The following is a 24,444-nucleotide window of genomic DNA, read 5'->3' on the forward strand; positions in this document are numbered from 1 at the left end:
GAAGGAGAAGTCCGGCAAGACCCCGTGGAGCTGGACGACCTCCCTGTCTGAACCGGCTGGCCGGCAAGATGTAATGAAGAAAACAAGGGGAGCAGGAGGGGCGCGCCGGCGGCGCTGTGCACGGCCACTGACCGGCCTCTCCACCCGCCGCTGACAAAACCCGGGCAGCCTGAGTTCGAAAGTTTGGGGGAGCGCCCGTGGTAGAGAAGAATGCGGAAGCTGATTCAAACGCAGGAAGTCCTGGAGAAATGCAATGGCTTGGCTGGCACCCGTCCCGGCAGGTAGCTGCGGAGAATTAGCGGACCGACGTCGGCGGGAGGACTGTATAGCGGGCGCCTTCCTCAATAAACATGCGCCGCCGGCGCCGCCGAGCACCACCCAGGCTATGGAGCCGTCCTCAGTATGGTCATCAACAACGCCGGTCCCCAGGTCATGGCCGAGTTTGTGCACCCTGACCGTCTGGCCCCGCCACAGCGTACCGGCGCCGGTGGTCGTTTGGGTTAATACATTGGTACTCATGGTGTCTCGTCCTGTCCTCGATATGTCGTTCCCCGGAGTTAGAGTCCCCACATGAGCGTTACTGAACGCCGGCTGGGACGGGGAGGCGCAGGGCGGCTCAGCCATGGCGCAGGACATCGAAAATGCAGGACGCCGCAGCCCACGGGGCGGGACTGCGCTCTTGCCGTATTCGTGAAGGTGGCCGCCCTGGGTACCAGCGCCGCTGCGGCAGTGATCCTTGCATGGACTCCCGGGCTCGTCCTGGGCCAGGAATCCGTCAAGGTATGCCGCGGGACCAGGTGCAGGGCCGGATGCTGTCCGCGGCGTTCATGCTCATCCCCGCCGCCGTCCTGATTGTCGTCCACTGGCGCCCACCCTGCTCACGCAACGGCCTGTGTGGTGGAACGGCCCGGTCAATCGCAGGGGGCCGGTAGATCCGGTGCTTAACCTGCCAGGCCAGCTTAAGCACCCGGGCGTGCATGCCTGCGGCGGCGCACGGCAGTCCCGCGAATGGGGGGAATTGTTACCGCAGGTCAGTTCCTCGTTCTCCACGTGAACGTAAGATCAGCCCTGTCTCATTACTTTGTCATTTGGGGGAATACCTTTGAGCCACCCGCAATATCACTCGCAGCAGCCTTACCAGCCCCAGCAGCCGCACTTGTCCCAACAGTCTTGGGCAGGCAGCGGTGAACCGCCGCTTTGGGCTCCGTGGTACGGCGCCCCGTTCGCCGCGGCCGTCAAGCGGTTCTTCAAGAAGTACGCCACATTCTCCGGCCGGGCCAGCCGCAGCGAATACTGGTGGTGGACGCTTGTGTCCATCATCGTCAGCATCGTCCTGAACATCGTGATCACCGCAGGCATCAACTACACCGGCTATGGCCCCACCGCCGGACTGGGGACGCTCATCGGCATCCTCCTGGCGGCCACCTGGCTCCTTGCCTTCTTCATCCCCTCGCTGGCACTGTCAGTGCGGCGCCTGCACGACAGCAACAAGAGCGGCTGGATGCTGCTGCTCGCCCTAGTCCCGGTCGCCGGCCCTATCATCGTGCTGGTATTCATGCTGCTCGGCCCTGAGCCGGCCGGTCAGCAGTACGACCAGCCGATGGCCTAGGGTCGCGGCACAAAGAGGGGAAGGCCGCTGTGGCCTTCCCCTCTTTGTGTCTGTCTGTTGTGCCCGGCTACCCCCGAACAGCCTGGCGAAGAGTCACTTCTTCAGCAACGCTGGGTTCCCCTGCACAACCTTCTTCGACGCAGGCCATGTAGTTACTAAGCGGCGAACCCCCTGACGGGGGTGCATAGTCGCACTGGTGTGGATGGAAAGGCCTCACGCGTTTTTGCAGACACAAAAAAGCCCCGGAAAATCAGTGATTTTCCGGGGCTTTCCCTTTGTGCGCGGAGGGGGACTTGAACCCCCACCCCCTTTCGAGGACTAGCACCTCAAGCTAGCGCGTCTGCCATTCCGCCACCCGCGCAGGTGGTATTTCGGGAAGCATTTCCGCCTTTCAGCGTTTCGCATCTCTCCGAAGCAGCGAGAAAAACTCTAACACGAACTTTCCTGAAACATGGAATCGGGGCAAGTGGGTAGGCTGAGGGCAGCTATTCAGCGCTGTTCCAACCAGCATTTCCAGTGAGGAGCCCTCCATGCCTGACGTCCTGCCCGAGGATGAAGTTGTCCGTATCTGCCAGGAACTGATCCGGATAGATACTTCAAACTATGGTGACGGTTCAGGACCGGGGGAGCGTGCTGCCGCTGAGTACGCCGCAGGGCTGATCGAGGAAGTCGACCTGGAAGCCGAGATATTTGAGTCCGCCCCGGGCCGCGCCAATGTCGTCACCCGGATGGCAGGCGAGGATCCCTCCGCCAGCGCCCTGGTGGTCCACGGCCATCTCGACGTCGTGCCCGCCCTCAAGGATCAGTGGTCAGTGGACCCGTTCGGCGCTGAACTGAAGGACGGCCTGATCTGGGGCCGCGGCGCCGTCGACATGAAGGACATGGATGCCATGATCCTGTCCGTCCTGCGCAGCTTTGCCAGGTCAGGCAAAAAGCCGAAACGTGACATCATCTTCGCCTTTTTCGCGGACGAGGAAGCCGGCGGCGCCTACGGAGCGCGCTACGCCGTTGACAACCGTCCGGAGCTGTTCGAGGGCGCCACCGAAGCCATTTCCGAGGTGGGAGGCTTCTCTGCCACTATCGGCGGGCAGCGCACCTACCTGCTCCAAACCGCGGAGAAGGGCATCTCCTGGCTTCGGCTGGTGGCGCATGGCCGGGCAGGGCACGGTTCCCAGATCAATACGGACAACGCCGTTACCCGCCTCGCTGCAGCCGTCACCCGCATCGGTGAGTACAAATGGCCCATCGAACTGACGCCCACTACCCGGCAGTTCCTGGAGGGAGTGACGGAACTCACCGGTGTGGAGTTCGACGCCGACAATCCGGACCGCCTGCTGGACCAGTTGGGCACGGTGTCACGCTTCGTGGGTGCCACCCTGCAGAACACCACCAACCCGACGCTGCTCAAGGGCGGCTACAAGCACAACGTCATCCCGGAGTCCGCCGAGGCCCTGATCGACTGCCGCACCCTTCCCGGTCAGCAGGACCAGGTACTGGAGATCGTCCGGGAACTGGCGGGAGCAGGCGTCGACGTGAGCTATGTTCATAACGATGTGTCCCTGGAGGTGCCCTTCGCAGGCAACCTCGTGGACTCCATGATCGATGCCCTGCATTCCGAGGATCCCGGCGCCAAGGTCCTGCCCTACACGCTTTCCGGCGGAACGGACAACAAGTCCCTGAGCAGGCTGGGCATCACGGGCTATGGCTTCGCGCCGCTGATGCTGCCGGACGAGCTGGACTTCACGGGCATGTTCCACGGCGTGGATGAGCGCGTGCCCGCAGACTCCCTCAAGTTCGGCGCGAGGGTACTCAACACACTCCTCACCAACTACTGAGGCGGCAGCCCATGACCCCCGATGACATCCTGCCCGATGCCCTCCTGGAGAAAATCCGCGGCCGGGCCGCAGGCTACGACAGGGACAACACGTTTTTCCATGAGGACCTTCAGGACCTGGTTGCGGCCGGATACCTGAAGCTCTTCGTCCCGGTGTCCGACGGCGGAATGGGCTTTGGCCTCGAAGCGGCGGCGCAGTGCCAGCGGAGGCTGGCAACGGCCGCGCCAGCCACCGCACTGGCGGTGAACATGCACCTGGTGTGGACCGGCGTCGCGCATGTCCTCGGAGCCCGGGGCGACCATTCCCTGGACTTCGTGCTCAAGGAAACAGCCGGTGGCGAAATCTTCGCGTTCGGCAATTCGGAAGCCGGGAACGATTCGGTCCTGTTCGACTCCCGGACCACGGCCACGCCCCTGCCCGATGGCGGGTACTCCTTCAGTGGTACCAAGATCTTCACCAGCCTCTCACCCGCCTGGACCAGGCTGGGAATCTTCGGCAAGGACGCCTCCGGCAGGGAAGGCGAGGGCGAACTGGTCCACGGTTTTATCACTCGAGACACGCCCGGATACCGCATTATGGACGACTGGGACACCTTGGGAATGCGGGCAAGCCAGTCGGGCACTACCGTCCTGGACGGCGCCCGGGTGCCGCAGGAAAGAATCTTTCGCAGGATTCCCGTCGGGCCCAGCCGGGACCCCCTGATCTTCGCCATCTTTGCCTGTTTCGAGACGCTGCTTGCCGCGGTCTACACGGGACTGGGGGAGCGCGCCCTTGCAGTGGGCGTGGAGACCGTCAAACGCCGCACCTCATTCAAGAACGGCGGCCGCAGCTACGCTCAGGACCCGGACATCCGCTGGAAGGTCGCCGAAGCTGCCATGGCAATGGACAACCTGTATCCGCAGTTGACGGGAGTGGCAGCTGATGTGGATGCCCTGGTGGATCACGGTCCGCAATGGTTTCCGAAGCTGGTGGGCCTGAAGGTCAACGCAACCGAGACTGCACGGCGGGTTGTTGACCTGTCCATCCGCGTCAGCGGGGGCTCCAGCTACTTCCGGGGTTCGGAACTCGAACGGCTCTACCGGGACGTCCTTGCCGGCATGTTCCACCCGTCGGACGACGAGTCTGCACACAACACGGTCGCCAACGCCTGGCTGGGTCCGCTGGAAAACTGAGCTGCGGGCATTGCAAGAAGGCAGCGCGCCTCAGACGGTCCGCTGGACCTGCATCACCCGGCGGCGAAGCCAAAAGCGGCGGCCTCCGCCGACATATAGCTTGCTGCGTTCCAGTTCCCACTTGCCGTACTCGGAATGTTCAACGAGCCGGCGCCGCGCCTCAGGCAGTGAATCCTCAGGACTGACCGTCAGTACGAGGTACTCGTACTGCCTCAAATAGTCCCGTTCCCGCTGGACCGAGCTGGTGAGAAATTGTTCCTTCATTGCTCTCCATTTTCGTCCTTTTCCGGCTAACGTGAAGTCATGAGCATCGATCCGCGTGTCGCGCTTTCGTCCCTGACCACCGCTTTGGAAGAACACCTTATAGCAGCAACCAACCGCCGCGGAGATGGTGATCCCTCCGTGGAGGCGGCGTTCTTCGCAGTCGCAGATGCCTTCGAAGTTTACGAGGACGCACTCTACGAGGCCTATAACGAGGTAACTCCGCTCCAGGTCTTTGATGACGAGGACGACGAGGACGAAGATAGCGAAGTGGACGACGAGGACCTGGAAATCGTTCAGGAGTAGGATTGCACCCTTACTGCGGTGCTGAAACATCCTCCAGGGCCCGGGCTATCTCGGGCGGCAGCGGCGTGAGCTGGGCGTCCAGCAGCTCCTTAAGCTGGGCAGGCGTTCGCGGACCCACTATGGCGCTGGCTACGCCGTGCTGTGACAGGAGCCAGCTGAGGGAAACATCCTGTGGCGTCCGGCCCAGGCCCTTGGCAGCCATGCACAGGGCTTCGACGGTTCGTGACGGCTTCTCCTTAAGATACGGCTCCACGTACCCGGCTTCTGCCCCTGACGCTGCCCGTGATCCAGACGGTATGGCGCCCCGGTACTTCCCGGTGAGCACACCGCGTCCCAACGGCCCCCAGGCCATGAGGCCCAGCCCGGCATCCTCGATGGCAGGGATCAGTTCAGCTTCCGGCGCGCGCTGCAGGAAGGAATACTCTGCCTGCGCGGCCACCAGCGGGAACCCGGCTACGGCGGCGGCTTTCGCCGTCTGCCATCCATTGAAGTTGGAAACGCCCGCATACCGTGCCCGGCCTGTACGGACCGCGAATTCCATCGCCGACAGTGTTTCCTCCAGCGGAACGTTCCCGTCCCAGGCCTGTGCAAACCAGAGGTCCACGTAGTCGGTGCCAAGCCTGGCAAGGCTGGCGTCGAGGCCGGAAAGCATCGCAGTGCGGGACGTGTCCACGCCCCGCCGGCCGTCCGGCGTCGTCATTCCTGCCTTGGTGGAGATGGAAATCTCCGTCCGCGCGACGACGTCGCCGAGCAGCGAGCCGATCATCGCCTCTGACCGTCCGTCCGCGTAGGAGGCAGCAGTATCAACGTGCCGGCCGCCCGCATTCAGGAAGGTGCGCAGGAGTTCCGAGGCGTCCTGTTCGTCGGTTTCGCCGGCCCAGCCCATGGTGCCAAGGGAAAGGGCTGACACACGCAATCCACTGTTGCCGACGTAACGCTGCTGCATAGCAGCAAGCTTACGGGCAGAACCGGCACTGCCCATGCCGTAGGGTCTTAGCGTGAACTGGTTTGAGGCGGCCCTGCTGGGCCTTGTGCAGGGACTGACCGAATTTCTACCCATTTCTTCAAGTGCTCATCTTCGGATTGTGGGACAGCTCCTGCCCAATGCGGCAGATCCAGGCGCGGCTTTCACGGCCATCACGCAGCTCGGTACCGAAACCGCCGTCGTGGTCTACTTCTGGCGGGACATCGTCCGGATCGTCAAAGCGTGGACAGGATCCCTCAGCGGAAAAGTGCCGCGCCAGGATCCTGACGCCCGGATGGGCTGGCTGGTGATCCTGGGCAGCCTGCCCATCGTGGTCCTGGGCCTGCTGTTCCAGGACCAGATCGAATCAGTGCTCCGCAGCATGTGGATCGTCGCCACCATGCTGATCGTCTTCGGCATTTTCCTGGCCGTGGCGGACGCCACAGGCCGGCAGGAACGGGACCTGAGCCGGTTAACCTACAAGCATGGCATCCTCTACGGCTTTGCCCAGGCGCTGGCGCTCATCCCGGGCGTCTCCAGGTCCGGCGGCACCATCACCGCGGGACTGCTGATGGGTTATACCCGGGAGGCGGCGGCTCGTTACTCCTTCCTCCTGGCGATCCCCGCAGTATTCGGCAGCGGCCTTTTCCAGCTCTACAAGACTGTGTCCGATGACGGAATCAGCGGCCCCTACGGGCTGCCCGAAACTGCCCTGGCCACCGTGATCGCCTTCGTGGTGGGCTACGTCATTATCGGATGGTTCCTGAAGTTCGTCTCCACCCGCAGCTACCGGCTGTTTGTCTGGTACCGGATTTTCCTGGGCATGGCCCTGTACCTCCTCCTCGGTTTCGGTGTCATCAGCGCCTAGCACTAGGCTTGGTCTGTGAAATCCTGGACTTCCCGCCCTGTTCCCCGCGTGCCCGGCACCATGCCCGCCATCCGGTTGTTTGATACCGCCGCGGGCCGGGAGGTGGCCCTGGAAAACGAGGGCCGGCCGTCCATGTACGTCTGCGGCATCACACCGTACGACGCGACGCATATGGGCCACGCAGCCAGCTATGTGGCCTTCGACCTACTTAACCGGGCCTGGCGCGACGCCGGACTCGACGTTGCCTACGTTCAGAACGTCACGGACGTTGATGATCCCCTCCTGGAACGTGCCACCGCCACAGGCGTGGACTGGCGGGACCTCGCCACCGGACAGATCGAGCTCTTCCAGGCAGACATGGAAGCCCTCAACGTCCTGCCGCCTGACCACTACGTCGGCGCAGTCGAATCCATCGCGCTGATAGTTCCGGAAGTGGAACGGCTTGTGGAACTCGGGCTGGCCTACACGGTCCAAGGCACCAACGGCGAGCCTGACGGGGACGTCTATTACGACGTCGAGGCGGCGGGCAAGCAGTCCGTCGCACCTGACGCATGGACCCTGGGATCGATCTCCGGGCTGACCGAAAGCGAGATGCTGGAGCTTTTCGCCGAACGCGGCGGGGACCCGGGGCGGGCCGGGAAGCGGCAGGCGTTGGACCCGCTGCTGTGGCGCGTCGAGCGCGAGGGTGAGCCCAGCTGGCCCGGCGGCGGCCTGGGAGCAGGCAGGCCAGGCTGGCACATCGAATGCACGGTGATCGCCCAGAAGTACCTGCCCGCGCCGTTCACCGTTCAGGGCGGCGGCTCGGACCTGATCTTCCCCCACCACGAAATGGGTGCCGGCCACGCCTACTCACTCGCCGGCGTCCCGCTGGCCAGGCACTACGCCCACGCGGGCATGGTGGGGCTGGACGGCGAGAAGATGAGCAAATCAAAGGGCAACCTGGTGCTCGTGTCAAAACTTCGGGCAGCAGGGGAGGACCCGGCTGCGATCCGGCTGGCTATCCTCGCCCACCACTACCGCTCTGACTGGTCCTGGACGGATGAAGGATTTGAGGCAGCAAAGGCCACAATAGCGACGTGGCGCCGCGCCCTCGGCCACGCTCCCGAAGGCTCCGCCGGACCCCTTGTCGCCGAGATGCGGGCGGCGCTGTCCACTGACCTGGATGCGCCCGCCGCCGTCGCCTCCGTCACCCGCTGGGCGGAGCAGGCAAACGCCGACGGCGGTCCGGCCAGTCCTTCCGACCAGGCCCTGGTCAAGAATGCGGTGGACGCCCTGCTCGGCATTCTTATCTAAAGGAGCCGTCCCGGTCCCCAGGAAGGGGGCGTACCGTGTTCGGCGCGCCCCTTTGTTCTCAGGGCCGGTCCTGGCCCCGGCGCTTGAGGTAGCGCTCAAACTCACGGGCAATTGACTCGCCGGTGGCTTCCGGAAGATCGGCCGTGTCCTTCGCTTCCTCAAGCTGCCGGACGTAGGCCGCAATTTCGGGATCCTCGGTGGCCAGTTCGTCCACGCCGCGCTCCCAGGCGTCTGCCTCCTCAGCCAGTTCATGCGTATCGAGCGGGACCTGAAGCAGTTCCTCGATCCGGTGCAGGAGCGCCAGTTGGGCCTTCGGCGACGGCGCCTGGGCAACATAGTGCGGAACCGCTGCCCACAGCGAGACTGTGGGGATGCCTGCCAGCAATGCCACTTCCGAGAGCACGCCGACGATGCCCACCGGACCCTCATACTGCGAAGCCTCCAGGTTCATCCGTTCCCGCAGCGGGGCATCATCCGAGGACGTGCTGACCGGAATCGGCCTGCTGTGCGGAACATCTGCCAGCAGTGCGCCCACCAGGACAACGTAATCAACGTTCAGTGCCTCAGCGTGCACCAGGAGCTCAGCCGTGTAGGCACGCCACTTGTAGGACGGCTCGGTGCCCTGGACAAAGATGACGTCCACGTTCGAGTTCGGCGCACTGGCCTTATAGATCCGCGTGGAAGGCCACTTGATCTTGCGTTCGCCGGCTGCATTGCGCCGGACGGTAGGGCGCGTGAACTGGAAGTCGTAGTACTCGTCCGCGTCGATGGAGGCCACTTTCTTGCCGCCCCACAGCTTGTTTAAGTAGCGCAGGGAGTCGCTGGCCGCTTCCCCGGCGTCATTCCAGCCTTCAAACGCGGCAAGCATCACTGTCACGCGCTGTCCGTCAGCCACCGGCTGCAGGAACCGCTCCCGTTCGGGTCCGGCACCTGGTTCGGTGGTGTCTCCCTCGAAGCTATTCATTTCTTCACCCTACGTCCAAGCACCGCGGCTGTGCATTCAATGAAGCGCCGTAAAAGCAGTCAAAAGCAGGGGCCCGGCGCCACAGAGCACCATATTCGCCAAGGGCGTAGCCATCAGCCCGCGCTCAGGCAGTCCCCGTAGACTGAACACATGCCATCGCCAGCCGACAATTCCCCGCTCAAAGCCGTCCTATGGGACATGGACGGCACGATCGTTGATACCGAGCCCTACTGGATCGCGGCGGAACGTGCCCTGGTGGAAGCGCACGGAGGCACCTGGTCCCATGAACAGGCAATGCAGCTGGTTGGCCAGTCGCTGACTTTCTCCGCCGGACTCCTCCAGCAGGCCGGCGTGGACCTGGAGATCCGGGACATCATTGACACCCTCACCGGCGCGGTGATCAGCAGCGTTCAGCGCCAAGTGCCCTGGCGCCCGGGTGCAAGGGAACTGCTTGAGGAGCTTCACCTCGCAGGGGTCCGCTGCGCACTGGTCACCATGTCCGAGGGGCCGCTGGCGAGGCAGGTGGTGGCCAGTCTTCCACGGCCCTACTTTGAAGTCCTGGTAACGGGGGACACCGTAACCCAGGGCAAGCCTCACCCGGAGGCCTACCTGACCGCCGTCGAATGGCTGCAGGAGGCAGACCCGGACCTCGCGCTCCACCACTGCATCGCGCTGGAAGATTCCGTGCCGGGTGTCACTGCGGCTGTCGCGTCAGGAGTGGCCACCGTTGCAGTCCCGCACATTGTGCCCTTGCCCGAGGACGAGCGGTACACGCTGTGGAATTCTTTGGCCGGTCGCACCGTTACGGACCTTGAGTCCCTGCTTCTTGCCGGCCCTGCACTCCGTGGCCGTGCCGGACACGCTGCATCGTGGGGGACTGCCGGTGACTGAGGCCAGCGTGCCGGTCCGGCGCGAAGGCATCCCGCTGGGCAGGATCGCCGGCGTCCCGGTTGTCCTTGCGTATTCGTGGTTCATCATCGCTGCCTTCACGGTGATTGTTTATGGTCCGCTCCTTGACAGGCAGAATCCGGCCCTTGGTGTCAGCGCATACATTGTGGCCTTTGCTTATGCCCTCCTGCTCCTCATTTCGGTCCTGGTGCACGAACTTGCGCACGCCCTGACAGCGAAAATCTACGGCTGGCCCACGCAGAAAATCGTGCTCAACCTGTGGGGCGGGCACACCCAGTTCGAGAGTTTCACGGCGACCCCCGGACGCTCCGTCCTGGTGGCCCTGGCCGGGCCGGCCGCAAACTTCGTCCTGGCCGCAGGCGCGTGGCTGATCCTCACTTCTGCAACCATGGGCAGCGTTGCCGAGATACTCACCAACATCTTTATGTGGGCGAACTTCCTGATTGCCGTCTTCAATGTCCTTCCGGGCCTTCCCCTGGACGGCGGGCGGCTGGTCGAATCCGCCGTCTGGAAGGCGACCGGAAGCCAGGCAAAGGGCACGGTGGCGGCAGGCTGGGGAGGACGCATCATCGTCGTCGCCCTCTGCTACTGGTTTATTGCCAGGCCCCTGCTCGCCGGGGATGCTCCTGATTTCAGCCTGTTGATGATCACCGTCCTGGTGGGAAGTTTCCTGTGGATGGGTGCCTCAGCCTCCATCCAGCAGGGAACCCTCAGGGGGCGGCTGCACCTGGTCAGCGCAGCAGCGCTTTCGACGCCGGCAGCCGGGATCCCTGCGAGGGCGACGGTGGCGGACGCGCTTCAGTATGACGGCGCCGAAGACAAGACGCTGGTGGTCTGCGGTGAAGGCGGCCGCCCGGAGGGAGTGGTGGACGCAGCTGCTTTGTCGTCAGTCCCTGTCCACGCTGCGGCGTCAACCCCCATCACGGCCGTGTCCTATGCACTGGCCCCGGGCGCTTACGTTCCCGAATGGTCCAAAGGGCAGGAGCTGCTCCAGTTCCTGTCCCAGCTTGAGGGGCGGCACTACGCGGTGGTGGACCATAACGGCGCCGTCACCGGGCTGCTTTCCCAGGACGCGGTCCTGGCCGCCATCACAGGGAAACCGCGGCGGCCCGATACACGCCGGCAGGGCCAGAACCGGTAGAGTTACCTGCCGGCCGTGCATTGCCGCCGCAGAAGCCACAATGTTTTTCACAGGACATTCAGGCGCCACAGTTTTACAGGAGCGAGGAAAGTCATGAGCAGCGAAACTGCCGTCAACGAAGCTACAGCCGCAGCGGCACAGGCCGGGGCTGCCGCGGGCGGCTCGCAGCCGGTAGGCGCTGCCCGTCGCCGTGGTCCGTTCCGTGAAGGCGAGCGCGTCCAGCTGACTGATGAACGTGGCCGCATGAACACCATCACCCTCGAAAGCGGCGGGGCATTCCATACCCATCGCGGCTTCCTGAACCACGATGAAATCATCGGCAAGGTGGACGGTTCGGTAGTTGTGAACAACGTCGGCCAGCAGTACCAGACCCTCCGCCCCCTGCTCTCGGACTTCGTGCTCTCCATGCCGCGCGGGGCAGCCGTCGTCTACCCCAAGGACGCCGGGCAGATCATCACCATGGCCGATATCTTCCCCGGCGCCCGTGTTGTGGAAGCAGGCGTTGGCTCCGGTGCCCTGTCCATCTCCCTGCTGCGGGCAGTCGGAGACAACGGCTACCTGCACTCTTTTGAACGGCGCGAAGAGTTCGCCGACATCGCCCGCGGCAACGTCGAGACCATTTTTGGCGGCCCGCACCCTGCCTGGCAGATCTCGATCGGTGATTTTCAGGAAGAAGTCGTCCGCACCGAGGAACCAGGATCCGTGGACCGCGTGGTCCTGGACATGCTGGCCCCCTGGGAATGCCTGGACGCCGTGGCCACCGTGCTCGCCCCCGGCGGCGTGTGGATCAATTACGTTGCCACCGTCACCCAGCTATCCCGGACTGCCGAAGCGATCCGGGCAGATGGCCGTTTCACGGAACCCGACGCCTGGGAGTCCATGGTGCGGGGCTGGCACCTGGAAGGTCTCGCCGTCAGGCCGGACCACCGCATGGTGGCGCATACCGGCTTCCTGCTGGTCACCCGGCGCCTGGCCGACGGCGTTACCGGCATCTCCGTCAAGCGCCGGCCCTCCAAGACCGACTTCAACGAAGAGGATGTCAACGCCTGGACGCCAGGTGCCGTGGGCGAGCGGCAGGTCTCCGACAAAAAGCTCCGGCGGGCAGCCCGGGACGCGATCGCAGGAACAAACGTCAAGGACGGTCCCGAGGTCACGAACTAGTCCATATTTCGGGAGTCTCCATCCCTACCTGCCATCTTGGGGCTAATGTCTTAATAGAAGCGCAGGAAGGGGCTGATACATCATGGAGACACCAAACCAGGACTCCGGACGTACACCGGCAGAGCAGTCTGCCGCCAATGACCTCTCGGTTGCCGACCGCCAGGTCAACATCCTCCGGGACAAGCTCAGGCACATCGACCGGCAGTTGGCTGCGGCAACGCAGAACAACACCAAGCTGGTCAGCATGCTCGAGACGGCGAAGGCCGAAATCCTCCGGCTCAAGAACGCCTTGGATCAGGAAGGCCAGCCGCCGTACAGCTTCGGCACCATCCTGCAACTGAATCCCAAGCGTCAGCCGGCGCCCGGCAGCAGCGGCCAGGCAGCCACGGAAGAGTCCGTGGATATCTTCAATGCCGGCCGGAAGATGCGTGTGGGCATCAGCCCGCTGGTGAACATCAGCCAGCTGGCCGTGGGCCAGGAGGTACTCCTCAACGAGGCGCTCCTGGTTGTCGCCGGGCTCGGATACGAGCGCGCCGGTGAGCTGGCCACGCTCAAGGAGATGCTGGGGGCGGACCGCGCCCTGGTGGTGGGGCGTGCTGATGAAGAGCGCGTCGTCCGGCTTTCGGGAGCGCTCCTGGCAGAAAAGCTTCGCGTGGGTGATGCCCTGTCCATTGACTCCAGGACCGGGTACGCCCTCGAAAAAGTGCCGCGCTCCGAAGTGGAAAACCTGGTGCTGGAGGAAGTTCCGGACATCACCTACGAGGACATCGGCGGCCTGGGACCCCAGATCGAGCAGATCCGCGACGCCGTCGAGCTGCCCTTCCTCCACCCTGACCTCTACCGCGAGCACGGCCTCAAAGCCCCCAAAGGCATCCTGCTGTACGGTCCTCCGGGCTGCGGAAAGACCCTGATTGCCAAGGCCGTCGCCAATTCGCTGGCTGCGCGTGCCGCCGAGCGGTCCGGCAATGTGGACCTCAAGAGCTACTTCCTGAACATCAAGGGCCCGGAGCTCCTGGACAAGTACGTCGGTGAAACGGAGCGGCACATCCGGCTGATCTTCTCGAGGGCCCGCGAAAAGGCCTCGGACGGCAGCCCCGTCGTGGTGTTTTTCGATGAGATGGATTCCCTGTTCCGTACCCGCGGCACAGGGATTTCCTCCGACGTCGAAACCACCATCGTGCCCCAGCTGCTCAGTGAGATAGACGGCGTGGAACGGCTGGACAACGTGATCGTGATTGGCGCCTCCAACCGTGAGGACATGATCGATCCCGCCATCCTCCGGCCGGGCCGGCTGGACGTCAAGGTCAAGATCCACCGCCCGGACGCCGAAGCTGCCGCCGATATCTTCAACAAATACATCACCCCCGACCTGCCGTTCCACGAATCGGACCTCGCCGAGCACGACGGCGATGTGCAGGCTACCGTGGACGCCATGGTCCAGCGGACGGTGGAGGCCATGTACTCCACCGACAAGTCCAACGAGTTCCTCGAAGTCACCTACGCCAACGGCGACACCGAAATGCTCTACTTCAAGGACTTTAACTCCGGCGCCGTGGTGCAGAACGTGGTGGACAGGGCCAAGAAATATGCCATCAAGGACCTCCTGACCACGCACCAGAAGGGGCTGCGGATCGAGCACCTGCTGCGCGCCGTCGTCGACGAATTCCGCGAGCACGAGGACATGCCCAACACCACCAACCCTGATGACTGGGCACGGATCTCCGGCAAGAAGGGCGAACGGATCACCTACATCCGGACCATTGTCCAAGGCAAGGCGGGCCAGGAGCCCGGCAAGTCCATCGAGACCATGCCCAGCACGGGACAATATCTATGACGGCTGCACCGGAACCCGCCGCCGGGGGATCATTGCCCGTCGGCGGGGCCATGCGGGTGATGGGAGCGGAAACCGAATACGGAATCCACGCTCCCTCCGCTCCTTCCGCCAACGCCACCATGATGAGTGCCAGGGTGGTTCAGGCGTACGCCCAGGTGACGCGCCAGCGGGCCGCCGGTGGCGCGGAAACCCGCTGGGACTACACCGACGAGGAGCCGCTGCATGATGCCCGCGGCTGGACGGTGGACCGGACCTCAGCCCATCCGAGCCAACTGACCGACCAGCCCCCGGTACTGGATGCGGAAGCGGTGGCGCTTGCCTACGGCCGCGAGGAACTGGAACTGGACGGTCAGGACGAGTCCGGGACACTCCTGATGAACATGGTTCTGGGCAATGGTGCCCGGCTGTACGTGGACCACGCCCACCCCGAGTACTCCAGCCCTGAAGTCACCAATCCACGTGACGCCGTGAAATGGGACGCGGCCGGAGACCTTGTGGCCCTGGCAACCGTCCGCCGGCTGGCAGCAGACCCGGACCTTCCGCCGGTCAATCTCTACAAGAACAACACGGATAACAAGTCCGTCTCCTACGGCTCCCATGAGAACTACCTCATGCCGCGTTCGGTTCCCTTTGGCGACATTGTGCGGGGGCTGACGCCCTTCTTCATCAGCCGCCAGGTCCTCTGCGGTTCCGGCCGGGTGGGAATCGGGCAGGACGCTTCCACCCCCGGCTACCAGATCAGCCAGCGGGCTGACTTCTTTGAAGCCGAAGTTGGCCTGGAAACCACCATCCGCCGTCCCATCATCAACACAAGGGATGAGCCGCATGCCACGGCGGACAAGTACCGCCGGCTCCACGTCATCATCGGAGATGCCAACCTCAGCCAGGTCTCCAACTATCTCAAGTTCGGGACCACCGCGTTGGTCCTCAGCCTTATCGAGGCCGGCCTGGCGCCGAAAATCGAGGTCTATGAGCCGGTGTCCGCGCTTCAGACGGTCAGTCACGATACCTCGCTCACCGCTACACTGCGGCTGCTTGATGGCAGGCGCGTCACGGCCCTGGACCTGCAGTGGATGTACCACGAGGCCGCCGCCAAGCTGGCCCAGGACACCGGCGTCGGCGACGCCGTTGAGGGAGACGGGCACACGCACGAGGTCCTCGAACGCTGGGCCACCGTCCTCACCCAGCTCGACAACGACCGGGCCGCTGCTGCTTCGTCGGTGGAATGGCTGGCCAAATTGTCGCTGCTCGACGGCTACCGTGAGCGTGACGGGCTTGAATGGAGCGATGCCCGGCTGGGACTGGTCGACCTCCAGTGGGCCGATATCAGACCGGAAAAGGGATTGTATTACCGTTTTCTGGCCCGCAACCGGATGCAGAGGATCCTTGCGGACGAGGCCATCGCCACAGCAGTTTCCGAACCCCCGGCGGACACCCGGGCATTCTTCCGCGGCAGGTGCATCAGCAGCTTTGGCAAGGACGTGGTGGGCGCAAGCTGGGACTCCGTCATCTTCGATGTCCCGGGGTACGGGCGGCTTCAGCGCGTGCCCACCAGGGAACCGCTCAGGGGAACCAAGGCCCTGACCGGAGCGTTGTTTGAACGCTACCGGGAAGCTGGTCCGTTCCTGGCGGAGCTTCTGGGACATACCGCTCCGCCTGCGGCGTAAACCGCGCCGGGAGGCCCACACCGTGGCAGGATGGGCATATCGGAGGATCCGCCGGATCCGATGACGGATACAAGGAGGGGTAACAATGGCAGGCCAGGAGCAGCAGCAGCCGACATCGCGCGACAGCCAGGTCGACGAGGACATTCCCGAGGCACCGCCCGCGCCGCCCGAGGCACAGGCGTCAGCATCGACAGAGGGCGTGGACGATCTCCTGGACGAGATCGACGGCGTTCTCGAATCCAATGCCGAAGAGTTCGTCCGCGCGTTTGTCCAAAAGGGCGGTCAGTAAACCCGGACCCGGAGGCTGGCGGAAGCCGCGGACGGCCCGAATCTGTACCGACGTTGAAGAACCACGTTCAAGGAGTGCATGAGTGCAGGAATCAACCGCCAACCAGGTAGCCGCCAACGCAACCTCATCGTTTACCGAACACCTGCAGCGGGACCGGCCCGAGCTCCTTCCCTATAACCGGTCCCTTCAGGCTGCCGCGCCAGCGGCTGCACCCCTGCAGGTTCCGCACGCCACCACGATCGTTGCCATGAGCTACGACGGCGGTGTCCTGATGGCGGGGGACAGGCGTGCCACCATGGGCAACGTGATAGCCAGCAGGCACATCGAGAAGGTCTTTCCCGCCGACCGCTACTCCGTCCTGGGAATCGCAGGCACCGCCGGCATTGCCATCGACCTCACCAGGCTGTTCCAGGTGGAACTTGAGCACTACGAGAAGATTGAGGGCACACTCCTCAGCCTGGAAGGCAAAGCCAACAGACTGGGGGCCATGATCCGGGGCAATCTTCCCCTGGCACTGCAGGGACTCGCCGTGGTGCCCCTCTTCGCCGGGTTCGACACCAGCGCCGGCGTCGGAAGGCTGTTTTCCTACGACGTCACGGGCGGCCGCTACGAGGAACGTGAGCACCACTCCGTCGGATCCGGCTCCGTCTTTGCCCGCGGAGCACTAAAGAAGCTGTGGCGGCCTAACCTCACCGCCTCCGAAGCCACCGCCGTCGCCGTTGAATCGCTCTATGATGCGGCCGACGACGATTCAGCCACCGGCGGTCCGGATGTAGTGCGGCAGCTTTGGCCCGTCATTTACACCGTGGACAGTTCCGGTGCGCGGCGGGTACCCGACAGCGAGCTGGCCGCTGCATCCCGCAACGTTATTGAGGCCCGCACCATCGCTGGACGGGAGGCCTGAGATGACGCAGCAGTTTTACGTATCACCTGAGCAGCTGATGAAGGACCGGGCGGATTTCGCCCGGAAAGGCATCGCCCGGGGCAGATCGGTCGTCGTCATCAGCTGCGAGGACGGGATCGCCCTTGTGGCCGAGAACCCCTCGCCATCCCTGCATAAAATCGGCGAAATCTACGACAGGATCGCCTTCGCTGCCGTCGGCAAATACAACGAATTCGAAAGCCTTCGCCAGGCCGGCGTCCGCTACGCGGACGTCCGCGGCTATTCCTACGACCGGGAGGACGTCACAGCGAGGGGGCTGGCCAGCGTTTACGCCCAGAGTCTCGGAGCGGTGTTCACTGCCGAACAGAAGCCCTTTGAAGTGGAGCTGGCGGTAGCAGAGGTTGGCGCCAGCCAGGCGGAGGACCACCTCTACCGGCTGACGTTTGACGGTTCCATTGCAGACGAGCACTCCTTTGTTGTGATGGGTGGCCAGGCAGACAAGGTCTCCTCTGTCATTGGCCAGGGATGGCGCAGCTCATTGAACTTCGCGGAAGCCATGCAGCTCGCCATGGCGGGCCTTGTTCCGCCCTCAGAGGCGAAAGAACAGCCAAGAGCACTGCCGGCTGGTGCGCTGGAAGTGGCACTTTTGGACCGGAACTCGGAGCGCACGCGCGGATCCAGGCGCGCCTTCCGGCGGCTCAACGACGCAGACATCACTGCACTGCTGGCCTAGGAGGACAGGACCGATGGACAAGAGAATCTTCGGCATCGAAACCGAATTCGGGATTTCGTACTCAAGCCCCGACTCGAGGCCTCTTGCCCCCGAGGAGGTGGCCCGCTACCTCTTCCGCAAGGTGGTCAGCTGGGGGCGCTCATCCAACGTGTTCCTGACTAACGGCTCCAGGCTGTACCTGGACGTGGGCTCCCACCCCGAGTACGCCACGGCCGAGTGCGATGACCTGGCACAGCTCATTGCCCATGACCGGGCCGGAGAGCTGATCCTCGACGACCTTGTGGACGAGGCGCAGGCCCGGCTCGCAGCCGAAGGCTTCAATGGAACGGTATACCTCTTCAAGAACAACACCGACTCCGCCGGGAATTCCTACGGCAGCCACGAGAACTACCTCATTCCACGCCGCGGGGAATTCTCGCGGCTTGCGGAAATCCTGATCCCGTTCCTTGTCACCCGCCAGCTGATTGCCGGCGCGGGCAAAATCCTCAAAACCCCGCACGGTGCCACCTATGCCTTTTCCCAGCGGGCGGATCACATCTGGGAAGGCGTCTCATCCGCCACCACCAGGTCGCGTCCCATCATCAACACGCGCGACGAGCCGCATGCCGACGCTGAATTCTACCGGCGCCTCCACGTGATTGTGGGGGACTCGAACATGGCCGAAGCCACGGCCCTGATGAAGGTCGGCACCGTGGACCTCGTCCTGCGGATGATCGAGGCCGGGGTAATCATGCGGGACATGCGGATGGAGAACCCCATCCGCAGCATCCGCGAGATCTCCCACGACCTCAGCGGCCGCGCCCTGGTCCGGCTGGCCAACGGGCGCCAACTGACCGCTCTCGAAATCCAGCAGGAGTATTTGACCAAAGTCACGGCCTTCGTCAAGGAGCACGGGGCCCACAACCGCCACGTCCCGCTCATCCTCGACCTTTGGGAGCGAACGCTCAAGGCCATCGAAAGTGGCGACTTCCGCAGCATCGACACCGAAATCGACTGGGCCATCAAGAAGAAGCTCATGGACAACTACCGTGAACGCCATGGGTTGGGGCTTGACGCCCCGCGGATAGCCCAGCTGGACCTCACGTACCACGACATCTCCCGAAGCCGGGGCCTCTACTACCTCCTCCAGTCACGTGGTGCCGTGAGGCGGATCGTTGACGATACAGTCATCAAGGACGCTGTGGACGTCCCGCCCCAGACCACACGCGCCAAGTTGCGCGGGGACTTTGTGCGCCGCGCCCAGGAGCTGGGCCGGGACTACACCGTTGACTGGGTCCACCTGAAGCTGAATGACAGGGCACACCAAACGATTCTGTGCAAGGACCCGTTCCGGAGCGTTGACGAGCGCGTGGATGCCCTGCTTGACTCTATGGGCTGACACCCAGCTTCAGGGGCTATTCTGGATGGGCCCCTTTAATCGGGCCCGCCGCGATGCCGGCCGTTGCCATGCGGAACATCGCATCCACCCTGCCCCGACGAAAGTTTTCTTAAGTGCGCCGACTACTAGCAATCCTTCTTCCCGGTCTGCTGCTGCTGACCGCCTGCGGCGGATCAACCGCAGAGCCGGAACCCACCAGTGTGTCCGCCGGCGAGACTGCCAAGTTCGACTCCCTCAAACTGACAGACAACGGGGACAAGAAAGCCCCCGGCGTTGAATTCACCAAGCCCCTCGAAGTGGCAGAACCCACCGTCAAGGTGATCAGTGAGGGCAGCGGCGAAACGGTAAAGGCGAACCAGGTTGCCAACATCTCCATCCTGGCCCTCAACGGCGCTGACGGCAGCACCCTCGAGGACACCTTTCCCGGTGAGCCCGAACCCCTTGAGCTCAATGACGAACTAAAGACCAGCAGCGAGGTCATCTACAACGCTTTTGTTGGTGCCAAGGTCGGCTCCAGCCTTGCCCTGGCTGTCCCCGGCCAGCAGAGTGCACCCGCCCCGGCACCGTCGGACGGAGCCAGCCCCAGCCCATCCGCTGCAGCCGGGCCCACGCAGTTGTTGATCATCAAGGTTGTTTCAGCCGAGGACGTGGCACCCGTGCTGGAAAAGCCTGAGGGTGAGACCGTCACCCCGCCGGCAGGACTGCCTACTGTGACCGAAAAGGACGGCGTCCCCGAAATCAACGTTGAGGGCGTGGCCGCACCGACGTCCCTGGTTTCCCAGGACCTCATCAAGGGCAACGGTGCCACCGTCAAGGAATCCGACACCCTCACCGTGAACTACGTGGGCGTCACCCTTGAGGGCGGCACCAAGTTCGACTCGAGCTTCGACCGCGGTGAACCCGCAAGCTTCCCACTCACCGGCGTCATCAAGGGCTGGACCCAGGGCCTTGCCGGCAAGCCGGTCGGCTCCCGTGTCCTGTTGGTTATCCCGAAGGATCTTGCCTACGGCGACGCCGGCCAGGGTGAGGCCAAGGGCGACCTCGTCTTCGTCGTCGACATCCTCGGGGCGAAGTAGCACCAGTTACAGTCGAAGCAGCAACACTGGAGCGATGCCCTGGCTGCGCGCCGCGGCATCGGCCAGCGCCTCACAACACGAGCAGCACAAAAACCAAAGGAGAAACCATGTCATTCGGTCAGCGTGAATTCGACCGCCAGAAGCCCGAGATCGACTTCCCCGAGGGCGACGTCCCCACCGAACTGGTCATCACCGACCTCATCGAGGGAGACGGCCGCGAAGCCAAGGCCGGCGACACAGTCTCCACGCACTACGTTGGCGTGGCCTGGTCCACCGGCGAAGAGTTCGACGCGTCCTGGGGCCGCGGAGCACCGCTCGATTTCCGCGTAGGAGTGGGACAGGTCATCCAGGGCTGGGACCAGGGACTGCTCGGCATGAAGGTAGGCGGCCGCCGTCGTCTGGAAATCCCCTCGGAGCTGGCCTATGGTTCCCGCGGAGCCGGTGGAGCCATCGCTCCGAATGAAGCACTGATCTTTGTGGTGGACCTGGTAGGCGTCCGCTAAGAGGGCCCGGCCGGCAAACGCCGGTACCGCCAGGGCGCGGCAGCACCAGGACTAAAACTCCCGGTGCTGCCGCGCTTTCTGTTTCCGCCCCGGACTTTAGTAACGTAACCAGAGTGTCCGTATCCCGCACTGAACGCCTCCTCAACCTGCTCATCGCGCTCCTGAACACGCGTTACGGGCTGCGCCGCAGCGAGCTGCGGGAAAAGGTGTACCACGACTCCTCCGGAAACGACGTAGCCTTTGGCCGGATGTTCGAGCGAGACAAGAACGACTTGCGCCAGTTCGGCTTCGACGTGGAAACCCTGACGGACCTGGGATGGAGCGAGGATGATCCTGCCACCACCCGCTACCGGATTGGCAAGGAATCCAACCGCCTTCCGGACGTCCAGCTGGGGCCCGACGAATGGACAGTCCTGCTCCTGGCCTCGCAACTGTGGGAACGGGCCGCCCTCGGTACGGCTGCCCAGAGTGCCCTCCGGAAACTGCAGGCGTCAGCCCGGCTGGCCGACGTCGCCCTGCCCGCCGGTGTTCAGCCCCGCATCAAGCCGGCCGGGCAGGCCTTCGATGACCTGGTGTCCGCAATGCACTCCCGGCACCCCGTCACGTTCACCTACCTTGCCGGCAGCACAGGCAGGGAAGAGCTGCGGACCGTGGAGCCGTGGGGCCTGGGAAGCAGGTTTGGCCAGTGGTATCTGGTAGGCCACGACCGTGCCCGGGCGGCACCCCGGCACTTCCGCCTTTCCCGGATCACCAGTGCTGTGACCACCCTGGACAGGGAGCTTTACACGCCTCCGGCCAATTTCAATATCCGCCAGGAACTGGACCGCCTCCCGGAACTGCCGCTGCGCACCGCCGTCGTGGACGTCCGTGACGGACGCCTGCTGGCCCTGCGGCGGCGAAGTTCGCTGGCGGGCAGCAGCGCCGGCCGGCCTGAAAGCGGCTATGAGCGGCTTTCAGTCCAGTACCGGGACCCTGAGGTCCTGGCCGAAGAGCTTGCCTCCTATGGGCCCGATGCCCTGGCTGTAGCCCCTTCCGACCTTGTGGCCGCCGTCCTCCGCAGGCTCCGTGCCGCAGCGGACTTCAGCGCCGCACCTGAGCCCTCGTACAGCTTCAGTGAGAGCCGGGCGCGTCCTGTCCGGAAACGAACGTCGGAGGACCAGCTCAAGCGGATGCTCCAGCTTGTGCCCTTCCTGGTGCACAACCAGGGCCTGCACATCCAGGACGTCGCCGACCAGTTCGGCATCAGCAGGAAGGAACTGGAGGACGACCTGCAGATCCTGATTTGCTCCGGCCTCCCGGAGGGGTACCCTGACGATCTGCTGGACATCCACTGGGATGACGACCACGTTTACATCACCCAGGACCTTGACCTGACACAACCGGTCCGCTTCACAGTGGAGGAAGCCTGTGCCCTCCTGGCCGGCCTGGAGACCCTGAACGGGCTGCCGGAAGTAGCGGAGGGCGGTGCCCTGGAGTCGGTTACCCTCAAGCTCCTGGCGGCCGCAGGCGAAGAGGGGCTCCGGGCGGCCTCACTGGCCGGACCGGAGGTGGCGCCTGCCGATGCCGCCACCCACGCCACCGTGCGGCAGGCCATCGAATCACGCTCGCAGCTGCGGCTGACGTACCTGTCGCCCCAGCGGGACACCATCACCGAGCGCGACGTGGACCCGTTCCGCCTCTATTCCCTTGACAACACCTGGTACTTCGAGGCGTACTGCCATCTGGTGCGCGGCCTGCGGAACTTCCGGCTGGACCGGGTCCAGGAAGTCAGTCCGAACGGTGCTCCCGTCTCGGCAGAGTACACGCCGGCGGAGGGGGTGCCCGCGAAGCTCTTCACAGCGAACGACGACGACACCACCGTCACCGTCCAGCTCACCCGGCAGGGGAGGGGGCTGGCAGATGACTACTACGCGGAACGTACCGCAGAGCTGCCCGACGGCGGGCTGGTGGCCGACATCCGGTTCGGCAACACCGCGTGGCTCCCGATGTTCGTAGCCCAGCACGGCGGTTCCGCCAGGATACTCGCACCCGTTGAACTCGCCGACGCGGCCCGCAGTTGGCTGACGGCGTCCCTGGCCAGGTACGGCGGCTAGACTTCACAGCATGCCTTGGTGGTCCTGGATCCTGATATGGGTGGCGCTCGTTGCGCTGTCGCTGCTTTTCTATGTCCTGCTGGGCATCCGACTGTTCCGCCAGTTCATGGCCACCATGAAGGACCTGGGCGCAGCGGGCGAAAAACTGGGCCATTTGGGTCCCCTGGAGGTCGCGGATGCGCCGGCCGATCCGTCAACCCCGTCTCCGGGGTCCGCGGTTTTTGCCTCGCCCACTGTCATGCGACATGATTACGAGGCATCCAAGTCCTCCCGACGGGAAGAACGCCGCCTCAAACGGGTGCAGCGCAAGACGGACCGGGGCCAGCCGCAGGCGCTCGGCGATCTGGACTTCACTTAGAAGTAAAATGTACTTAGACGAAAGGATTTCCCGTGGGAAGACTCTTTGATGGCCCCTGGCCCATCGTAATTATCATCGTGGTTGCTTTGCTTCTCTTTGCCGCACCGAAACTTCCGGCCATGGCACGCAGCCTGGGCCAGTCCATGCGGATCATCAAATCCGAGGTCAAGGAAATGAAGAACGACGGCAAAACCGAACCCACCGACCCCTCAGGTCCGGTGGAAGGAACCATCGTCAACCACCCCAAGGCGAAGCCAGGCGAGCCGACTGACGGCACTGACGTTCCGCCGTCGAACCGCGTTTGACCCCAGTGGCACTGTCGCGGGCCCGTAAAGCCAACCCCGAGGGGCGGATGGCTCTTTGGGACCACCTCAAGGAACTGAAAAACCGGCTGATCAAGTCGGCTATCGGCGCCGTCATCGGCGGCATCGGGGGATGGATACTTTACGATCCGCTGCTGAAGGCACTGGCGGAACCGGTTAACCGCATCTCGGAGCAAACCGGCGGGCTGGCCGCAATCAACTTCGGAAGCATCGCTTCGCCGTTTGACTTCAAGCTCCAGATGTCGCTGCTCATTGGCGTGGTGATATCCAGCCCGATCTGGATCTACCAGCTGTGGGCCTTCATCACCCCCGGGCTCACGTCCAAGGAGCGCCGGTACACCCTCGGCTACATGGCGGCAGCTGTGCCGCTGTTCCTGGCCGGCATCTGGGCCGGCTGGCTGGTGGTCCCGCAGGTGGTCCGGGCCCTGACCCAGTTCACCCCGGATGGTTCCTCCAGCGTTATCGATGCCCGCACCTACATCGAGTTCGTCACCCGGATGGTCCTGGTGCTTGGCATCGCCTTCCTGGTCCCGGTGGTCCTGGTAGGCATCAACATGGCCGGCGTCATTTCGGGACAGACCATTCTGAAGGCCTGGCGGATCACCGTGTTCCTGGTGTTCGTCCTCGCCGCCATTGCCGCTCCCGGAGCGGATGCCATTTCGATGTTCATGCTGGCCGGTCCGCTGCTGGTCCTGTTCTTCGCCGCGATCGGCATCTGCCTGATGAACGACAAACGCCGGGAACGGCGGATCGCCAAACGGGCAGCCGAAACCGAGGCAACGGCAGACGTCGCCACCCCCGGCAGTGAGCTGAAGAACCTCTAA

General features: G+C 64.0%; 25 protein-coding genes and 1 tRNA gene. 22 read left to right on the forward strand and 4 right to left on the reverse strand.

Translation table 11 applies throughout. The annotated features are described in order from the left end of the window. Positions 1-570: 570 nt before the first annotated feature. Positions 571-852, forward strand: coding sequence for a hypothetical protein (locus CXX84_RS18965; protein WP_146031834.1), 282 nt, complete (start codon positions 571-573; stop codon positions 850-852). A 250-nt stretch (positions 853-1,102) separates the two neighbouring features. After that, positions 1,103-1,609, forward strand: a complete 507-nt coding sequence (locus tag CXX84_RS04750) for a DUF805 domain-containing protein (protein WP_102975556.1) — start codon at positions 1,103-1,105, stop codon at positions 1,607-1,609. Positions 1,610-1,887: 278 nt separating this feature from the next. Here CXX84_RS04750 and CXX84_RS04755 read toward each other — a convergent pair. Continuing rightward, positions 1,888-1,970: transfer RNA gene (locus CXX84_RS04755), tRNA-Leu, on the reverse strand. Positions 1,971-2,139: 169 nt separating this feature from the next. Between CXX84_RS04755 and CXX84_RS04760 the strand changes: the two genes are divergently transcribed. Together CXX84_RS04760 and CXX84_RS04765 are read left to right on the forward strand one after the other, a co-directional pair. Beyond that, entirely contained in the window at positions 2,140-3,444 is a 1,305-nt protein-coding gene (locus CXX84_RS04760; protein ID WP_102975557.1) for a M20/M25/M40 family metallo-hydrolase, read from the forward strand. Between the two features lie 11 nt (positions 3,445-3,455). Beyond that, positions 3,456-4,616: an acyl-CoA dehydrogenase family protein gene (locus CXX84_RS04765; RefSeq protein ID WP_102975558.1), complete on the forward strand. Its 1,161-nt coding sequence runs from the start codon at positions 3,456-3,458 to the stop codon at positions 4,614-4,616. Between the two features lie 30 nt (positions 4,617-4,646). On the opposite strand, the gene CXX84_RS04770 is transcribed toward CXX84_RS04765, so the two are convergent. Further along, a complete protein-coding gene (locus CXX84_RS04770) occupies positions 4,647-4,880 on the reverse strand; it encodes a DUF5703 family protein (protein ID WP_102975559.1) in 234 nt (77 codons plus the stop codon). Between the two features lie 39 nt (positions 4,881-4,919). Here CXX84_RS04770 and CXX84_RS04775 point away from each other — a divergent pair, with 39 nt between their 5' ends. Next, positions 4,920-5,183, forward strand: coding sequence for a hypothetical protein (locus CXX84_RS04775; RefSeq protein WP_102975560.1), 264 nt, complete (start codon positions 4,920-4,922; stop codon positions 5,181-5,183). A 10-nt stretch (positions 5,184-5,193) separates the two neighbouring features. Here CXX84_RS04775 and CXX84_RS04780 read toward each other — a convergent pair whose 3' ends face one another. Next, complete coding sequence (locus CXX84_RS04780) at positions 5,194-6,129, reverse strand: aldo/keto reductase (protein ID WP_102975871.1); 936 nt, start codon at positions 6,127-6,129, stop codon at positions 5,194-5,196. A gap of 52 nt (positions 6,130-6,181) precedes the next feature. Between CXX84_RS04780 and CXX84_RS04785 the strand changes: the two genes are divergently transcribed. Beyond that, complete coding sequence (locus CXX84_RS04785; protein ID WP_102975561.1) at positions 6,182-7,015, forward strand: undecaprenyl-diphosphate phosphatase; 834 nt, start codon at positions 6,182-6,184, stop codon at positions 7,013-7,015. A gap of 15 nt (positions 7,016-7,030) precedes the next feature. Continuing rightward, positions 7,031-8,308 carry a cysteine--1-D-myo-inosityl 2-amino-2-deoxy-alpha-D-glucopyranoside ligase gene (gene mshC / locus CXX84_RS04790; protein ID WP_102975562.1) on the forward strand — a complete coding sequence of 426 codons (1,278 nt, stop codon included), beginning with the start codon at positions 7,031-7,033 and terminating at the stop codon, positions 8,306-8,308. Positions 8,309-8,366: 58 nt separating this feature from the next. Here the strand turns inward: mshC and CXX84_RS04795 are convergent, their stop codons facing one another. Beyond that, positions 8,367-9,272 (reverse strand): PAC2 family protein, encoded by a 906-nt coding sequence (locus CXX84_RS04795; protein WP_102975563.1) that lies wholly within the window; start codon positions 9,270-9,272, stop codon positions 8,367-8,369. Between the two features lie 150 nt (positions 9,273-9,422). Between CXX84_RS04795 and CXX84_RS04800 the strand changes: the two genes are divergently transcribed. The 15 genes from CXX84_RS04800 (at position 9,423) to tatC (ending at position 24,444) form a co-directional block, all read left to right on the forward strand. Further along, complete coding sequence (locus CXX84_RS04800) at positions 9,423-10,163, forward strand: HAD family hydrolase (protein ID WP_102975564.1); 741 nt, start codon at positions 9,423-9,425, stop codon at positions 10,161-10,163. Then, positions 10,150-11,322 carry a site-2 protease family protein gene (locus CXX84_RS04805; RefSeq protein ID WP_411266196.1) on the forward strand — a complete coding sequence of 391 codons (1,173 nt, stop codon included), beginning with the start codon at positions 10,150-10,152 and terminating at the stop codon, positions 11,320-11,322. Before CXX84_RS04800 ends, CXX84_RS04805 begins: the two co-directional genes overlap by 14 nt. A 93-nt stretch (positions 11,323-11,415) precedes the next feature. Continuing rightward, the gene (locus tag CXX84_RS04810; RefSeq protein WP_102975565.1) at positions 11,416-12,483 is read left to right on the forward strand and encodes a tRNA (adenine-N1)-methyltransferase; all 1,068 of its coding nucleotides are present in this window, start codon (positions 11,416-11,418) and stop codon (positions 12,481-12,483) included. Positions 12,484-12,565: 82 nt separating this feature from the next. Next, positions 12,566-14,317, forward strand: a complete 1,752-nt coding sequence (gene arc / locus CXX84_RS04815) for a proteasome ATPase (RefSeq protein ID WP_102975566.1) — start codon at positions 12,566-12,568, stop codon at positions 14,315-14,317. Continuing rightward, positions 14,314-15,984: a depupylase/deamidase Dop gene (dop, locus tag CXX84_RS04820; RefSeq protein ID WP_102975567.1), complete on the forward strand. Its 1,671-nt coding sequence runs from the start codon at positions 14,314-14,316 to the stop codon at positions 15,982-15,984. The genes arc and dop overlap by 4 nt, the downstream gene beginning before the upstream one ends. An 85-nt stretch (positions 15,985-16,069) precedes the next feature. After that, positions 16,070-16,273, forward strand: coding sequence for a ubiquitin-like protein Pup (locus tag CXX84_RS04825; RefSeq protein ID WP_102975568.1), 204 nt, complete (start codon positions 16,070-16,072; stop codon positions 16,271-16,273). 82 nt (positions 16,274-16,355) lie between these two features. Then, entirely contained in the window at positions 16,356-17,177 is an 822-nt protein-coding gene (prcB, locus tag CXX84_RS04830) for a proteasome subunit beta (protein WP_102975569.1), read from the forward strand. A gap of 1 nt (position 17,178) precedes the next feature. Beyond that, entirely contained in the window at positions 17,179-17,889 is a 711-nt protein-coding gene (gene prcA / locus CXX84_RS04835; RefSeq protein ID WP_102975570.1) for a proteasome subunit alpha, read from the forward strand. Positions 17,890-17,902: 13 nt separating this feature from the next. Next, complete coding sequence (pafA, locus tag CXX84_RS04840; protein ID WP_102975571.1) at positions 17,903-19,267, forward strand: Pup--protein ligase; 1,365 nt, start codon at positions 17,903-17,905, stop codon at positions 19,265-19,267. A 113-nt stretch (positions 19,268-19,380) separates the two neighbouring features. After that, a complete protein-coding gene (locus tag CXX84_RS04845) occupies positions 19,381-20,343 on the forward strand; it encodes an FKBP-type peptidyl-prolyl cis-trans isomerase (protein WP_102975572.1) in 963 nt (320 codons plus the stop codon). A 107-nt stretch (positions 20,344-20,450) separates the two neighbouring features. After that, complete coding sequence (locus tag CXX84_RS04850) at positions 20,451-20,846, forward strand: FKBP-type peptidyl-prolyl cis-trans isomerase (RefSeq protein ID WP_066275847.1); 396 nt, start codon at positions 20,451-20,453, stop codon at positions 20,844-20,846. A gap of 113 nt (positions 20,847-20,959) precedes the next feature. Next, entirely contained in the window at positions 20,960-22,939 is a 1,980-nt protein-coding gene (locus CXX84_RS04855) for a helix-turn-helix transcriptional regulator (protein ID WP_102975573.1), read from the forward strand. Between the two features lie 10 nt (positions 22,940-22,949). Further along, complete coding sequence (locus CXX84_RS04860; RefSeq protein ID WP_102975574.1) at positions 22,950-23,297, forward strand: hypothetical protein; 348 nt, start codon at positions 22,950-22,952, stop codon at positions 23,295-23,297. Between the two features lie 32 nt (positions 23,298-23,329). Beyond that, complete coding sequence (gene tatA / locus CXX84_RS04865; RefSeq protein ID WP_102975575.1) at positions 23,330-23,602, forward strand: Sec-independent protein translocase subunit TatA; 273 nt, start codon at positions 23,330-23,332, stop codon at positions 23,600-23,602. Positions 23,603-23,649: 47 nt separating this feature from the next. Continuing rightward, the gene (tatC, locus tag CXX84_RS04870; RefSeq protein WP_102975873.1) at positions 23,650-24,444 is read left to right on the forward strand and encodes a twin-arginine translocase subunit TatC; all 795 of its coding nucleotides are present in this window, start codon (positions 23,650-23,652) and stop codon (positions 24,442-24,444) included.

Source organism: Arthrobacter sp. AFG7.2, from assembly GCF_002892835.1.
Classification (GTDB): Bacteria; Actinomycetota; Actinomycetes; order Actinomycetales; family Micrococcaceae; genus Arthrobacter.

Excerpts from the sequence above, each read along its gene's own strand:
- prcA (WP_102975570.1), top strand. The coding sequence starts at position 17,179 with ATGACGCAGCAGTTTTACGTATCACCTGAGCAGCTGATGAAGGACCGG.
- CXX84_RS18965 (WP_146031834.1), top strand. The coding sequence starts at position 571 with ATGAGCGTTACTGAACGCCGGCTGGGACGGGGAGGCGCAGGGCGGCTC.
- CXX84_RS04780 (WP_102975871.1), bottom strand. The coding sequence starts at position 6,129 with ATGCAGCAGCGTTACGTCGGCAACAGTGGATTGCGTGTGTCAGCCCTT.
- arc (WP_102975566.1), top strand. The coding sequence starts at position 12,566 with ATGGAGACACCAAACCAGGACTCCGGACGTACACCGGCAGAGCAGTCT.
- pafA (WP_102975571.1), top strand. The coding sequence starts at position 17,903 with ATGGACAAGAGAATCTTCGGCATCGAAACCGAATTCGGGATTTCGTAC.
- CXX84_RS04810 (WP_102975565.1), top strand. The coding sequence starts at position 11,416 with ATGAGCAGCGAAACTGCCGTCAACGAAGCTACAGCCGCAGCGGCACAG.
- CXX84_RS04760 (WP_102975557.1), top strand. The coding sequence starts at position 2,140 with ATGCCTGACGTCCTGCCCGAGGATGAAGTTGTCCGTATCTGCCAGGAA.
- CXX84_RS04770 (WP_102975559.1), bottom strand. The coding sequence starts at position 4,880 with ATGAAGGAACAATTTCTCACCAGCTCGGTCCAGCGGGAACGGGACTAT.
- CXX84_RS04775 (WP_102975560.1), top strand. The coding sequence starts at position 4,920 with ATGAGCATCGATCCGCGTGTCGCGCTTTCGTCCCTGACCACCGCTTTG.
- CXX84_RS04825 (WP_102975568.1), top strand. The coding sequence starts at position 16,070 with ATGGCAGGCCAGGAGCAGCAGCAGCCGACATCGCGCGACAGCCAGGTC.
- CXX84_RS04795 (WP_102975563.1), bottom strand. The coding sequence starts at position 9,272 with ATGAATAGCTTCGAGGGAGACACCACCGAACCAGGTGCCGGACCCGAA.
- CXX84_RS04850 (WP_066275847.1), top strand. The coding sequence starts at position 20,451 with ATGTCATTCGGTCAGCGTGAATTCGACCGCCAGAAGCCCGAGATCGAC.
- CXX84_RS04860 (WP_102975574.1), top strand. The coding sequence starts at position 22,950 with ATGCCTTGGTGGTCCTGGATCCTGATATGGGTGGCGCTCGTTGCGCTG.
- CXX84_RS04800 (WP_102975564.1), top strand. The coding sequence starts at position 9,423 with ATGCCATCGCCAGCCGACAATTCCCCGCTCAAAGCCGTCCTATGGGAC.
- tatC (WP_102975873.1), top strand. The coding sequence starts at position 23,650 with ATGGCTCTTTGGGACCACCTCAAGGAACTGAAAAACCGGCTGATCAAG.
- dop (WP_102975567.1), top strand. The coding sequence starts at position 14,314 with ATGACGGCTGCACCGGAACCCGCCGCCGGGGGATCATTGCCCGTCGGC.
- CXX84_RS04765 (WP_102975558.1), top strand. The coding sequence starts at position 3,456 with ATGACCCCCGATGACATCCTGCCCGATGCCCTCCTGGAGAAAATCCGC.